The organism is Rathayibacter sp. AY1G1 (assembly GCF_002932095.1).
In the GTDB taxonomy this organism is placed as follows: domain Bacteria; phylum Actinomycetota; class Actinomycetes; order Actinomycetales; family Microbacteriaceae; genus Rathayibacter.
Map to the genome: position 1 here is coordinate 19,770 of NZ_PSUZ01000032.1, position 14,180 is coordinate 33,949.

Below are 14,180 nucleotides of genomic sequence, written 5' to 3' on the forward strand. Positions count from 1 at the left end.
CGCACCGGGCACCACCCACCAGAAAGGAACGGTCGCCATGACCACTACAGCACCCACCCGTCGCAGCCCCTGGAAGAAGATCGCCCTCACCGGCGGCGTCCTCCTCGCCGCGGGAGCCCTCGCCGGCGCCGGCGCCTTCGCCGTGTTCACCGACTCCGGGACTGCCAGCGTCACCGCGGACGCCGGACAGCTCGACATCAACCTCGACGGCACCTTCATCGTGACGGACATCGCGCCCGGAGACACCATCCAGCGCCCGGTGACGATCGTCCTGCCGAACGCCACCAACGACGGCGACCTCGTCTCGTCGGTGCGCTTCTCGCAGGCCGTCACCAACGACGTCGTGGGATCCGACACCACCGACCAGAACCGTGTCGGCCAGTCTCTCGTCTCCGGCCCGAACGGCCTCGACTACCGCCTGCTGACCTGCTCCACCGCCTGGACGACCGCCCCCACCACGACTCCGGCGGGCCCGTATTCCTGCAGCGGGACCACCACGGTCACCGGATCCGGCAAGCTGTCGTCCATCGGCGGCCAGGCCGGCGCGGTCGACTTCACCCCGGCGAACTTCGGCATCACTCCCACCACGACCGGGACCTTCCCCTCGGACGCCGGTGATGTGACGCTGAACACGCTGATCGAGCTCGTCCTGCCGACGGCGGCCGACAACGCGTACGAGAACGCCTCCGCTACGGTCACCTTCACGGCCGCCGCGATCCAGCGCGCCGGCATCCAGAAGTAGACCGTCCCCCACCGCCTCCGTCCTGCCCGGCCGCCACCGGCGCGGGGCGGAGGCATCCCCCTTTCCTCCCGGAGTCGTCCCCATGCCCCACGCCCGTGCGCTCGTCGCCGTCCTCGCGGCGGTGCTCCTCGCGCCCGCGGCGAGCGCCGAGCCCGTCGGCGTGCTCGACGTGCGCGAGCTCTCGGCGCCCGGATCCCTCACCGACCTCGCTCCGGGCGACCGCGCCGAGTGGGCGGTCGAGGTGACCAGCACCGGCCTGTCGCCGCAGGGGGTCTCCGTGGCCTTCGCGGTCGACGGAGGGACGCTGGCGCAGGACCCGCGCGACGGCCTCCAGCTGTCCGTCGAGCTCTGCGACTCGGCGTTCACGGTCGCCGAGGTCGTCGACGGGGAGCGCACGGTCGAGCGCTACCTCTGCCCGGAGGACGCGATGCCGCTCGGATCCGGACCCGCGGCGACGCTCGGCCGGCTCGACGGTGTCCGTCCGCTCGAGCGCGGGGCCACCGTGGGCGTGCGCGTCCGCGTCCTGTTCCCGGAGGCGGCCGGCAACGGGACCGAGCTCGCGGCGGCGTCGCTGCGGGTGCTCGTGGGCACGACGGAGGAGGATCCCTCCGCGACGCCCGGCCCCGGCTCCTTCCCCGGAGCGGCGGGCGGCGGGCTGGCCGTCACCGGCCGCGACCTGGGCGCCGCGCTCCTGGGCGGGATGCTCGCCCTCGGCTCGGGCGTCCTGCTCGCCGCGGCGGCGCGCCGTCGTCACCGGAGGGAGCAGGCGTGAAGGCCCTCCGCGCTCTCCTCGGCGGACTGGTCACGATCGTGGCCGTCGCCGGCATCGCCGTCTTCGTCCTCTCCGCGCTCGGTCTCGTGCGGCTCGTGCCGGTGCTGTCGAACTCGATGGCGCCCGGGATGCCCGTCGGCTCCCTCGCCGTCACCCTGCCCGTCGACCAGGCCGCGATCCGCGCCGGCGACGTGATCGTCTTCACCGACCCGGACGATCCGGGCCGCCGCGTCATCCACCGCGTCACCCTCGTCTACTCCGAGGAGGAGGCTGCGGCCCTCCGCGGCCGCGAGCCCGGCCAGCTGGCGCTCACCACCAAGGGCGACAACAACGAGTCGGCCGACCCGTGGATCGTGACGATCGCGGACGAGCGGATCTGGCGCGAGAGCTCGGTGGTGCCGCTGCTGGGCTGGCCGAGCATCGGCCTCGCCCACCCGGAGGCGCGGTTCGCGCTCTTCGCCGCGGGCGGCGCGGTCATCGTGGGCGCGCTCCTGATCGCCATCTGGCGCCGCCCCGCGGAGGTCGCCCCGTGAGCGGCGCGCACCGCTCGTCGGACGGCACGCCGCCCCCGGAGCCCCTGCGTCCGCCCGCTGAGCACGGACGGCACAGCGCCCGGCCGTCCTCCCGCGACCGCGGAGCCCCGCGCCACTCCCCCGAAATCCGCCGCCGCGTGGTCTCCCGCGCCGGCCTGGCGGGACTCGTCGCCGGCGCGCTCGTCCTCGGCGCCGCCGCCACCGCCACCGCCGTGCTCCTGGACCGGGGCTCCGTGAGCGCGCGGGTCGCCTCCGGCACCGTCATCGCGACGTTCACCGGCACCGGAGCGACGACCGTGCCGGTCCCCGTCGCGGGCCTCGTCCCCGGTGGCACGGCCCGGCGCCTCCTCGACCTGACGAACGCCGGGACCCTGCCGATGTCGGCCCTCCAACTGCAGACGGCCACCGGCACCGACCTCTCGGACGGCCTGCAGCTCGCGATCGAGCGCTGCTCGCTGTCCTGGTCGGCCGATGCCGCGACCTGCCCCGGCACCGTCACCACCGTGTCGGCCGACCGCCCCGCCGCCTCCCGCCTCGACCTGCCCGGCTCCCCCGCCCTCTCCGTCGGAGCGACCGACCACCTCCGCCTGACCGTGCGCCTCTCGGAGTCCGCGCCGTCCGCCGCGCAGAGCACCTCCGCGACCCTCACCGTCACCGTCGTGGGCCTGCAGCGGCCGGGCCGCCAGCTGTAGGCGCGGCGGGCCCACGCCTCGGCGGCACCACCGCCGCGCCGTCCCCTTCCGCGTCAGCGCTGAGGCGCCCGAGACGGTCGTCGACACACCGGAGCGGGCGACCGTCTCGGGCGACTCAGCGGGGCCGCGGGTACCTCGCTACTCGCGCAGGGCTGCCACGGCGTCGTGGAAGCTCGGCACGTCGGAGAGCACGCCCTCGGGGCCCAGCACCGTCCAGGTCGTGCCCGTGCGGATCAGGACGCCCAGCTCCTCGGCGGGCCGGCGGCGGGTGCGGCGCGGCTCGAGCACGAAGACTCCGGGACGCGCCTCTCTGATCTCGGGAGTGCGCCGGTCGGGCAGCATCACGAGTCCTCCCCGAGGGTCAGCGGTAGACGCTCCACTCCTTCTTCACGATCCGGCGCTCCTCGCCGTCGACCGCGACGATCCACTCGCCGTCCTTCTTGGCCACGACCCGCCCGCGCAGGTACTGCGGCTCCCAGCCGTCGGCCTTGTTGACCCACTTCACGAACCGCGCGAACCGCCCCGGTGCCACGTCGTCTCTGGACATCTCTCGACTCCCCTCGTCGTCACCGGCACGTCCATCGCCCTCCGTCAGGAGAGCACCTCGCCCAGCGCGAGGGGGACCTCTCCTGTGAGGTCTCGAAGCCGGTTCACCGACGGTAGAACGCGCTCCTCACTACGGACGAGACCGTTGACTGATCGACGATCGTCTGGCAGTGGGGTCAGGATGCGGCAGCGGAATCAGGAGTCGAACAGCACGTGCGGCCGTCCGGCGTCGACGATCACGCGGGCGCGCACCCCGTAGACGTCCGCGATCAGCGCCGGAGTGAGCACCTCCTCCGGGGTGCCGCCCGCGACCACGCGCCCCTCGCGCAGCACCAGCAGCGCGTCGCAGAACAGGGCCGCGAGGTTGAGGTCGTGCAGCGCGACGACCGTGGTCACCGGCAGCGCCCGCACCAGGGCCAGCAGCTCCAGCTGATGGCGGATGTCGAGGTGGTTGGTCGGCTCGTCCAGCAGCAGCTCGCGCGGCTCCTGCGCCAGCGCCCGGGCGATGTGCGCGCGCTGCCGCTCGCCGCCCGAGAGGGTGTGCCAGAGGTGGTCGGCCTTCGCCTCGAGACCCACCTGCTCGAGGGCGCGCTCGATCGCGCGCAGGTCCTCGGCCGTGTCTCCGCCCAGAAGGGAGCGGTGCGGTGTCCGCCCCAGCCGGACGACGTCGCGGACGGGGAGGTCCGCCTCCGTCTCGGCCTGCTGCGTCACCGTGGCCACGGCCCGGGCGACCTCGCGGCGGCGGAGCGAGCGGAGCGGCGCGCCGTCGAGGGTGACGACGCCGGCGTCCGGAGCCGCGGTGCCCTGCAGCAGCCGCAGCAGCGACGACTTGCCCGAGCCGTTGGGCCCGAGCAGTCCCACTGTCGAGCCGGGAGCGGGGCGGAGCGAGACCCCGTCGACCACCAGGCGGCCGCCCCGGCGCCACGAGACCCGGTCGGCCTCGAGCGTCACGAGCGGCCCCTCCGCCGCAGGAGCAGCAGCATGAACACCGGCACGCCGACGAGTGCCGTGCCGACCCCCACCGGCAGCGGAGTCGGCGCGAACGCCACCCGCGATCCGGCGTCGACCCACACCAGGAACACCGCGCCGAGCAGGATCGTCGCGGGGATCACCCGCGAGTGCCGCTGGCCGAACACGAGTCGCGCGGCGTGCGGCAGCACCAGCCCCACGAAGCCGATCGCGCCGGCGATGCTCACCAGGGTCGCCGTCAGCAGGGCCGTCACCACCAGCAGGAGGAGGCGGGTGCGGCCCACGTGCACGCCGAGCGACGCGGCCACGTCCTCCCCGAAAGCGAACGCGTCGAGCGTGCGCGCCGCGGCGAGGCAGACCACGGAGCCGAGCAGCACGACTCCTCCGCTCAGCGCCACGTCGTCCCAGCGCATGCCCTCGAGGGAGCCGAGCAGCCAGAACATCACGCCGCGCGTCTCGTCCGAGTCGGCGAGAGCGAACACGATCAGCGAGGTCAGCGCCGAGAACAGCTGCGTGCTCGCCACCCCCGCCAGGATCACGCCCGAGGTGCCGCCCGCCGAGAACCGCGTGAGCAGCAGCACGAAGCCGAAGGCGACCAGCGCGCCGACGAAGGCGCCTCCGGAGAGCCCGACCACTCCTCCGCCGACCCCGAGCACGCCGACGAGCACCGCGCCCGTGGACGCTCCGGAGGAGACGCCCAGCACGAACGGGTCGGCGAGCGGATTGCGCAGCAGCGACTGCAGGATCACTCCGCACACGCCGAGCCCCGCCCCGCAGGCCGCGGCCACGAGTGCGCGCGGGAGGCGCTCCTGCCAGACGATCGCGTCCTCGGCCGCACGCACCGGGACGGAGGCGAGCCCGAGGTGGTTGAGGAGGATGTCGCGGACGTTCACGAGCGAGACGTCGGCCGGGCCGAGCGTCACCGCGACGCCGACCGAGAGCGCCAGCGCGAGCAGCCCGCCGACGACCAGCGCGGCGGCGGCAAGGCCCCGCGGCACCCGGCGGACGAGGACCGCGCCCGTGCCCGTGCCCGTGCCCGTGCCCGTGCCCGTGTGCATGCTCAGAGCGAGGCCCCGTTCTCGTCCCACCAGGCGCGGATCTTCTCGAGCCCGTCGACGAAGCGGATCGACGGGTTCATCTCGGCGCCGTGGAGCGCGATGAAGCGGCCGTCCTGCACCGCGGGCAGGCTGCTGGTCAGCGGGTCGGAGCGGAGGAACGCGGTCTTGTCGTCGAGGCGGTCGCCGGGGAAGCGATCGCGCTGCAGGTCGCCGAGGACCAGGACGTCCGGGTCGGCCGCGACGACGCTCTCCCAGCCGACGGCGGGCCAGTCCTCCGTGCGGTCGGCGAAGACGTTGGTCATGCCGGTCGTGGTGCCGAGCATCGAGGCGAAGTTGTAGCCGCCGGCCATGTAGGGCGTCTTGGTGTCGGCGAACCAGAAGGCGACGCTCCGGCCGCCGAGGTCGACCCCCTCGGTGGCGGCGGCGGCGCGCTCCTGCAGCTGCGCGACCAGGGCGTCACCGCGCTGCTGCACGTCGAAGACCTCGGCCAGCTCGTGGATCTCCTGGTAGAGGACGTCGACGGTCAGCGGGACGGTGCGCGTGCCGCTCCCGCCGTTGACGCTCGCTCCGTTGTCGCAGTCGGAGGGGGCGAGGTAGGAGCCGATCCCCGTCTCGGCGAGGCGGTCGCGCGAGGCGACGCCCTCGGGGGCGTAGTGGCGGCCGAAGGAGGCGGTGACGAAGTCCGGGTCGGCACCGAGCAGCACCTCGTAGGTGGGCGCGTTGTCGGCCAGGCGCGGCACGCTCTCGTTCGCGGAGGCGAGGGTCTCGAGCACGGGGTCGGTCCAGGAGGCCGTGCCGACCATCCGGTCCTCGAGGCCGAGGGACAGCAGGATCTCGGTCGAGTTCTGGTCGAGGGAGACGACCCGCTGCGGAGGGGCGGTGACGGTGGTCGCGGTGCCGCAGTTGTCCAGCATGATCGGGTACGAAGTCGTGCCCTCCCCCGCGGCGGCCGTGCTCTCGGGCTCGATCTGCTCGGAGGCGCCGCAGCCGGTGAGGGCGAGCAGGGTCAGGGCGGCGAGGGCGAGGGCAGCGGGGCGCCGTCGGTGCGTGGACATGGATCTCCCGTGGTTCGTGGGCGTCGGTCGTCGGCCCGGTTCATAGGCCCGGTTCATGGGCCCGGTTCATGGGCCCGATTCGCCGGCAGGGCTCGTCGGCCCGGTCCGTCGGCGGGCGGCACCCGCGTCTCGGCGCGGAGCCCGAGTAAGCATAGCCTTACCTCACTTCAACCCGTTCATTCGCGCCAGTCGATCCGCGCCACCGGCCCTCGGCCGCCCTCGGCCCGGCCCGCCGGCGACTCTGCAGGAGTCGCCGTGGTCGCGCGCGAAGACGGCGACTTCCGAGTTCTCATGTCACTCAGAAGGCCCGGAACAGCCGAGTACGCGGACACCTGTCGCGCACCTCGCCTCCGCAGCCCCCAACCAGGTGGACAGCACCCCGGACACGGTTCCCCTGGGGGCGGGAGAGCGCGATCCTGGACACCGACGCTCGACGGCGCCCGCCCCACCGCCCGCCGACCGTCACGGAAGGAACCCGTTGCCCCGCCACTCCGCCCGCACCGCCCCCTCCGGCCGGTCCGCGCTGGTGCGCAAGGCCGACGCGTCCGGCTACCGGCCCGAGATCGAGGGACTGCGCGCCGTCGCGTCCCTCCTGGTCGCGACGTTCCACATCTGGCTGGGCCGCGTCTCCGGAGGCGTCGACGTCTTCATCGTGATCGCCGGGTTCCTCACCACCCTCACCCTCCTCGGCCAGATCCGCCGGTTCGGGCGCGTGCGTCCGATCGCCTTCCTCCGGAGGCTCGCCTCGCGGCTCTTCCCGGCGGCCGCGGTGGTGCTGGTCGTCGTCGCGGCGCTCGCTCCACTCGTCCTGCGCCCCTCGCAGCTGCTGCAGACCTTCACCGAGGTGCTCGCCTCGACCTTCTACGTCGAGAACGTCGCGCTCGCACGGGCCGGAGTGGACTACCTCGCGCAGGACGACTTCCACTCGCCGGTGCAGAACTTCTGGGCGATGTCGGTGCAGGGGCAGTTCTACCTGGTCTGGCTCGCCCTGGTGCTCGTCGCGACCCTCGCCGCCGTGCTGCTGCGGCGACGCGCGCAGCTGCCGCGGTTCCTGCTGGCGCTCGTCGCGGCGCTCACCGTCCTCTCGTTCGCGTTCTCCGTCGTGCTGGTCGGGATCGACCAGCCGACCGCGTACTACAGCACCCTCGCCCGCTCATGGGAGTTCGGGCTCGGCTCGCTCGCGGCCCTCGTGCTCCCGGGACTGGCGATCCCGGCGGCCCTGCGGACGGTCGCCGGGTGGCTGGGGCTGATCGGAGTCGTCTCCTGCGGATTCGTGCTCCAGGTCTCGAGCGCGTTCCCCGGCACCGCCGCGCTCTGGCCGACTCTCTCGGCGGTGCTCGTGCTCGTCGCCGGGACCGGCCCCGCCCCGGAGCGCGGAGTCGGCCGACTGCTGGCCCTGCGCCCGCTCGTGTGGCTGGGCGGCCTGAGCTACGGGATCTACCTCTGGCACTGGCCGCTCCTGGTCTTCTGGCGGGAGAGCACCGGCGAGGACCCGACCGCTCCGGCGGGCCTGGGCGTCATCGCCGCTGCGATCCTCCTCGCCGCCGCCTCGAAGCGCTTCCTCGAGGACCCCCTCCACCGCCGCGCCCCCGCCGAGCGCCCGCACCGCCTCCGCGCGCTCGCCCCGGCGGCCCTGCTGGCCGTCGCCGCCCTGGTCGGAGCGACGGGCCTCACCGGAACGAACGCCGCGATCGCCGCCGACCTCACCCGCGCGCACGCCCTCCCCGTCTCGACCGAGGGCTGCGTCGGAGCCGCGGCGCTCGCGAACGCCTGCCCCGACTCCTGGACCACGAGCCTGCCCGCCGTCGACGCCTCGGAGGACGGCTCCGCCCTGAACACCGACGAGTGCAGCACGGGCAACTCCGGCACCGCGCTCAAGGAGTGCCGCTTCGGCGATCCCGCCGGCCTCCGCGTGCTGCTCATCGGCAACTCGCACGCGGCGTCGTTCTTCCCGGCGCTGCGCGGCGTCGCGGAGGAGCGCGGCTGGGACCTGCACACCTACTACAAGACGGGCTGCGTCTTCTCGACCGCGGAGCGGCGCGACGACTCCGCCTCCTCCCGCCGCTCCTGCGACGTCTGGAACGGGAAGCTGCAGGAGGAGCTCGCGGGCCAGGAGCCGTACGCGCTCGTCGTCACCGCCTACTCCGCGAAGAAGTCCGTGTTCGTCGACGCGTCCGGCGCCCCCGACGAGCAGGCCGGCATCGACGGGTTCCACGAGTCGTGGGCGCCGCTGATCGCCCGCGGATCCACGGTGGTCGCGATCCGCGACAATCCGGTGCTGCCCTCGCTCTCCCTGCTGGCCTGCGCCGAGGAGCCGGGCTCCGCGGCCGACTGCAGCGTGCCGCTCGACGAGGCCTTCGCCGACCGCGAGCTGATGGCCGCCGCCGCCGAGGACTGGCCGGGCGCCGCCGCCGTCGACCTCACCCGCTGGTTCTGCGACGACCGCGGCTGCCCCCTCGTGATCGGCGGAGTGAAGGTGTACCGCGACCTCGGGCACCTCACCGAGTCGTACGCCCGGACCCTGGCGCCCTACCTCGGCGAGGCGCTGGACCCGCTGGTCGGCTGAGGGCCCTCGCGCTCGCCTCCGGACGCATGCAAGACTGTTTATACGAACAGGGGATCGGAGGAGCCGATGGGCCACTCTCACGGCGTTCCAATCGGCTCCGCCGCCGCACGGCACCGGCGTCCGCTCGTGACCGCCTTCGTGCTGACCGCGGCGTTCATGGTCGTCGAGTTCGCGGTCGGAGTCGCGACGGGCTCGCTCGCGTTGCTCTCGGACGCCGCGCACATGGGCACCGACGTGCTGGCGCTCGGGATGTCGATCGCCGCGATCTCGCTCGCCGCCCGCCCCGCCGCGAAGGGCCGCACCTACGGCTCCTACCGCCTCGAAGTGCTGGCCGCCCTCGCCAACGGCCTGCTCCTGTTCGCGGTCGCCGCGTTCGTGATCGTCGAGGCCGTCCGCCGCTTCGCCGAGCCGCCCGCGGTGCCCGGCGGCCCCCTCCTGATCACCGCCGTCGTGGGCCTGGCGGTCAACCTCGTGAGCCTGCGCCTGCTGTCGGCCGGGGCGAAGGAGAGCATCACCCTCCGCGGAGCGTCCCTCGAGGTGCTCGGCGACGCACTCGGATCGATCGGCGTGATCGTCGCGGCGATCGTGCTGCTCACCACCGGCTGGGCGTGGGCGGATCCGATCGTCGGCGTGCTGATCGGGCTGCTGATCCTTCCCCGCACCTGGTCGCTCACGCGGCAGGCGCTGGGGATCCTCATGGAGTCGGCGCCCGCGCACGTCGACCTCGCGGCACTCGAGCGCGACGTCTGCGCCGTCCCCGGCGTGCTGGCGCTGCACGACCTGCACGTGTGGACGATCACCTCGGGCATGGAGAGCGCCACCGGCCACGTGGTCGTCGCCCCCGACGCCGACTACCGCACCGCGCTCTCGCGGGTGCTCGCCGTCCTCCGCGAGCGCCACGGCATCGACCACGCGACCATCCAGTGCGAGCCCGAGGCCTTCCCGGAGACGACGCACCGCGTCTGAGCGCGGCGGTGGCGTGGCGCGCGGCCGCACGCCTCCGCATGCCCACGACCCTCCAAGAGTCGTCGCACTCGGCGTCGACTGCGACGACTCCCGGCTCCTCGACCCTGCGGGCCTCGCCCGCCCCTGAGCACCTTCCGATTGTTGACGTGAACATGTACAGTCGGCCGTCAGGGCGCGTTCACGTGAACATGCCCGCATTTCGATGGCGAAAGAGAGACCGCATCAATGTCGATGTCCTTCAGAAGGGTCGCCGCGCTCGCCACGAGCGCCGCCCTGGCCACAGGAGCACTGCTGGCGATCCCCGCCGCAGCGGCCCCCGCTCAGGCCGCGGACGCGTTCCGCATCACGCCGAACCCTGCCGCCGCCGGTGAGGCGTTCGAGGGCTGGGGCACCAGCCTCGTCTGGTTCGCGAACGCGACCGGCGGCTATCCCGAGGCCCTCCGCGAGGACCTCTACCAGAAGGTCTTCGGCGACAGCGGCCTCGACCTCAACATCGCCCGCTACAACATCGGCGGCGGCAACGCCTCCGACGTGAAGGACTACCTCCGCCCGGGCGGTGCCGTCGAGGGCTGGTGGAAGCAGAACCCGGCCGGCGACGCGTCGACCTACGGCGGCACCTCCACGAAGCTCGCCGACCGCGACGCGCTCCTGGCCAAGTGGAACGCGGACGACCCCGCCTCCTACGACTGGACCGCCGACGAGACGCAGCGCTGGTGGGTCGAGAGGCTGGCCGAGGAGAAGCAGATCTCGCACTGGGAGGCGTTCTCCAACTCCGCCCCGTACTTCATGACCGAGAGCGGCTACGTCTCGGGCGGCTTCGACGCGAACAGCGAGCAGCTGAAGCCCGCCGCCGAGGAGCAGTTCGCGAAGTACCTCGTGAAGGTCACCGAGCACATGGAGGACGAGTACGGCATCGAGTTCGACACGCTCGACCCCTTCAACGAGCCGAACACGAACTACTGGGGCACGCAGCTCTCCAACGGCGTCCCGACCGGCGGACGCCAGGAGGGAATGCACGTCGGACCGACGCGCCAAGCGGGTCTGATCCCCGACGTCGCTGGCGCACTGGACGCCTCGACCACCGACGCCGGCATCGCCGCGATGGACGAGACCAACCCCGACATCTTCGCGACGAACTGGGCCGCCTACTCCGCCGCGATCCGCGCCGAGGTCGACCGGATGAACGTCCACACCTACGGCACCTCGGGCCGCCTCAAGGTCCGCGACCTCGCGAAGCAGGCCGACACCGACCTGTGGATGAGCGAGATCGAGGGCAACTGGGTCACCGGCTTCGACCCCACCAACATGGAGAACGGCCTCGGCATCGCCGGCCGCATCAACGACGACCTGCGCGAGCTCGAGCCGAAGGCGTGGGTGCTCTGGCAGCCCGTCGAGGACTACTACAACATGCAGCAGCCCAAGCCCAAGGGCGAGAACCTCAACTGGGGCTCCGTCTACATCGACCTGGACTGCAAGCCGTACCAGGAGAACGGGACCGAGATCTGGAAGTCGGTCCGCCGCGTCGCCGACGCCGGTGGCGACTCCACCAAGGCCCCGGTCTGCGGCGTCGAGACGAACTCGAAGTTCAACACCATCCGGAACTTCACCAAGTTCATCCACGAGGGCGACCACCTGATGCCCTCCAACGACAGCTCCTCCACCGCCGCCGTCCGCGGCGACGGCTCGGGCGCGACCGTCGTGCACACCAACAGCACCGCGACCGAGAAGACCGTCGTGCTCGACCTCTCCCGCTTCGGCACCATCACCGACACCGCGACGGTCACCCCGTACGTCACCACGAAGGCCTCCTCGGCCGCCGCTCCCACGAGCAACGCCCTGGTCGCCAAGACGCCGGTGAGCGTCGACCGCATCTCGCGCACCGCCACGATCACCGTGCCCGCCAAGTCGGTCACGAGCTTCTCGATCGACGGAGTCTCGGGAGTCGCCGACTCCGCCCCCGCCCTGCGCGACGGCCACCGCTACCAGCTGGTCGGCACCCAGAGCGGCAAGGCCCTGACCGGCAACCCCTCGGGCGCCGCGACCACGATCACCGGCCTCGCCACCGACTCCGCCGCGGCCGCCAAGCAGACCTGGACGGTCCGCGAGGTCGCCGCCGGCGAGCGCGAGGCCACCCGCCGCGTCGTCCTCGTCAACGGCGACGGACGCGTGCTCGGAGCCACGACCGCCGGCACCGACCTGCGCTCGCTGTCCGTCGACGCGGCGAAGACGACCGCCGCGACCCGCTGGATCGTCAACACCACCGACGGCGTGAACTTCTCGCTCGTCAACGAGTCCATCGCCCAGTCGCTCGACGTGAACGGCGGCTCCAGCGCCGACAACGCGTCGGTCGGCGTCTACACCTCCAACGGCGGAGCGAACCAGTCGTGGTCCCTCCGCGACCTCGCCCCGACCGCCGGCCAGACGATCGCCGTCCGCACCACCGCGGGCGTCGCTCCGACCCTGCCCGGGAGCATCACCCCGCAGTACTCCTGGGGAGCCGGCGCACCGCTCGCCGTCACCTGGCAGCGCCCCGCCGACTCGGCGTACGGCGCGACCGGGCGCGTCGAGGTGCCCGGCACCGCGACCGACCTCTACGGCCAGACGATCACGGTCACCGCGCTCGTCGACGTCGGCGGACTGACCGCGACCGACCCCGTGTCGGTCACGGCCGCCGCGGGCGCCTCGGTCGCCGGAGTGAAGGCCTCGGCCCCGACGACGGTCCCCGCCCGCGTGGGCGCCTCGGCCAGCACCTTCCCGGTGCCGGTCGTCTGGGACTGGACGCCGCTCACCACCGCCTCCCTCGCCCAGACCGGGCAGGTGACGGTCTCGGGAACGGCGACCGCCGACGGCGCGACGCTCCCCGCCACGCTCACGGTGCTCGTCACCACGGGCACGCTCCGCAACTTCAACCCGGACGCCGGCATCGTCGCGACCGCGTCGTCGTCGGAGTCGGGCTACGGACCGGAGCGCACCCGCAACGGCGTGGACGGCGACAAGGGCTGGTCGAACTGGACCAACGGCACCAAGGCCGCGCAGAGCTCGCTGACCTACACCTTCCCCTCGACCCACCAGGTCGAGAAGGTGTCGGTGCAGTTCCTGGCCGACGGCGGCACCAGCTGGGCGCAGACCTACCAGCTGCAGTACCAGGCCGCTGACAGCACGACCTGGACCGCGGTCCCCGGCTACGAGTCGGCCGTGGCCCTCGCGTCGCCGGCCGGCGGAACGGCTCCGACCCTGGTCGCGTCGTTCGCGCCTGTCACGGCCAAGGCCTTCCGCGTCGTGATGAACGCCTACGACAACACGCACCTGATCGTGGCCGAGACCAAGCTCTACGAGTCGGTCGCCTCGCCCGCCGCGGTCGCCACCCTGGGCGCCCTGCGCGTCGGAGGAGCCGGCATCGCCGGGTTCGACCCGGCCCGCACCTCCTACGCGGTCACCGTCGAGGGCACGGCGATGCCGGTGATCGGAGCAGTGGCGACCGACTCGGCGGCCACCGTGCGGATCACCCAGCCGACGACGGCGAGCGGCGGAGTCGCGACCATCGCGGTCCGCGCGGCCGACGGCTCCGTCACCTCGACCACGACGGTGACGGTGACCCTGAAGGCGCCCGCCGCCCTCGCGGTCGCGGTCACGGCGACCACCCGCTGCATCGCCGGCAAGGTGACGCTCACCGTCGCGGCGAAGAACGAGTCCGGCGTGCCGGTCTCGATGACCATCGCGACGCCCTCCGGGTCGAAGCAGGTCACCGGAGTCGCGCCCGGCGCGAGCGGCAGCGCCGCGTTCACCACGCGCGCGGCCTCGGTGCCGGCCGGCCAGGCCACCGTCACCGCGACGGGCACGGTCGACGGCAAGCAGGTCACCTCGGTGGCGACGGGAGCGTACGCGGCCCGCAGCTGCTGACGCCCCCTCCGACACGGACCGCCTCCGCCCCTCCGGGGACGGGGGCGGTCCGTCGTTCGCCGTCGGAGCGGCGCGGCGCGGGCGGCGCGTCGTGGGATCCCGATACGCCCGCGGCGCGGGCTACTCGATCAGCGTGGATCCGTGCCGGTCGGGCAGCCGCACACCTCCGCGCCGGTGGAGCGACCGCGCACCTCTATGCCGGTCGAGCGGCCGCGGCACGCGGCGTATCGAGACGCCGCTCAGTGCCCCGCGGCCGCCTCGTCGCGGGTGCGCAGGCGCGAGACGCCCATCACGACGGCGGCGATGACCAGACCCAGCACGAGGCCGAAGATCATCGAGACGAAGGTGTCGGCCAGCCACACGACGACCGGGCCCGCGCCC

At 73.3% G+C, this 14,180-nt stretch carries 12 protein-coding genes; 7 read left to right on the forward strand and 5 right to left on the reverse strand.

What is annotated here, in order from left to right:
• The first annotated feature begins 37 nt into the window (after positions 1-37).
• The 4 genes from C5C36_RS15265 to C5C36_RS15280 all read left to right on the forward strand — a co-directional run bounded on the left by C5C36_RS15265 (position 38) and on the right by C5C36_RS15280 (position 2,739).
• Positions 38-742 (forward strand): TasA family protein, encoded by a 705-nt coding sequence (locus tag C5C36_RS15265; protein WP_104226366.1) that lies wholly within the window; start codon positions 38-40, stop codon positions 740-742.
• A gap of 82 nt (positions 743-824) precedes the next feature.
• Positions 825-1,514 carry a sortase gene (locus C5C36_RS15270; protein WP_104263572.1) on the forward strand — a complete coding sequence of 230 codons (690 nt, stop codon included), beginning with the start codon at positions 825-827 and terminating at the stop codon, positions 1,512-1,514.
• A complete protein-coding gene (locus C5C36_RS15275; RefSeq protein ID WP_104223395.1) occupies positions 1,511-2,047 on the forward strand; it encodes a signal peptidase I in 537 nt (178 codons plus the stop codon). The genes C5C36_RS15270 and C5C36_RS15275 overlap by 4 nt, the downstream gene beginning before the upstream one ends.
• A 137-nt stretch (positions 2,048-2,184) precedes the next feature.
• Positions 2,185-2,739 carry a peptidase gene (locus tag C5C36_RS15280; protein WP_104263573.1) on the forward strand — a complete coding sequence of 185 codons (555 nt, stop codon included), beginning with the start codon at positions 2,185-2,187 and terminating at the stop codon, positions 2,737-2,739.
• Positions 2,740-2,877: 138 nt separating this feature from the next.
• On the opposite strand, the gene C5C36_RS15285 is transcribed toward C5C36_RS15280, so the two are convergent.
• From C5C36_RS15285 to C5C36_RS15305, 5 genes are all read right to left on the reverse strand, one after another.
• Entirely contained in the window at positions 2,878-3,081 is a 204-nt protein-coding gene (locus C5C36_RS15285; protein WP_104310009.1) for a hypothetical protein, read from the reverse strand.
• Between the two features lie 19 nt (positions 3,082-3,100).
• Positions 3,101-3,286 carry a hypothetical protein gene (locus C5C36_RS15290; protein WP_104223398.1) on the reverse strand — a complete coding sequence of 62 codons (186 nt, stop codon included), beginning with the start codon at positions 3,284-3,286 and terminating at the stop codon, positions 3,101-3,103.
• 194 nt (positions 3,287-3,480) lie between these two features.
• Complete coding sequence (locus C5C36_RS15295) at positions 3,481-4,236, reverse strand: ABC transporter ATP-binding protein (RefSeq protein ID WP_104226361.1); 756 nt, start codon at positions 4,234-4,236, stop codon at positions 3,481-3,483.
• Entirely contained in the window at positions 4,233-5,312 is a 1,080-nt protein-coding gene (locus C5C36_RS15300) for an iron ABC transporter permease (RefSeq protein WP_104263575.1), read from the reverse strand. Before C5C36_RS15300 ends, C5C36_RS15295 begins: the two co-directional genes overlap by 4 nt.
• Before the next feature lie 2 nt (positions 5,313-5,314).
• Entirely contained in the window at positions 5,315-6,367 is a 1,053-nt protein-coding gene (locus tag C5C36_RS15305; RefSeq protein WP_104263576.1) for an ABC transporter substrate-binding protein, read from the reverse strand.
• A 478-nt stretch (positions 6,368-6,845) separates the two neighbouring features.
• Between C5C36_RS15305 and C5C36_RS15310 the strand changes: the two genes are divergently transcribed.
• The 3 genes from C5C36_RS15310 (at position 6,846) to C5C36_RS15320 (ending at position 13,799) form a co-directional block, all read left to right on the forward strand.
• On the forward strand, positions 6,846-8,933 hold the full coding sequence (locus C5C36_RS15310) for an acyltransferase family protein (RefSeq protein ID WP_181133836.1): 2,088 nt from the start codon (positions 6,846-6,848) through the stop codon (positions 8,931-8,933).
• A 66-nt stretch (positions 8,934-8,999) separates the two neighbouring features.
• A complete protein-coding gene (locus C5C36_RS15315; protein WP_104260826.1) occupies positions 9,000-9,899 on the forward strand; it encodes a cation diffusion facilitator family transporter in 900 nt (299 codons plus the stop codon).
• Between the two features lie 231 nt (positions 9,900-10,130).
• Entirely contained in the window at positions 10,131-13,799 is a 3,669-nt protein-coding gene (locus C5C36_RS15320) for a glycoside hydrolase (protein ID WP_181133837.1), read from the forward strand.
• Positions 13,800-14,180: the final 381 nt, after the last annotated feature.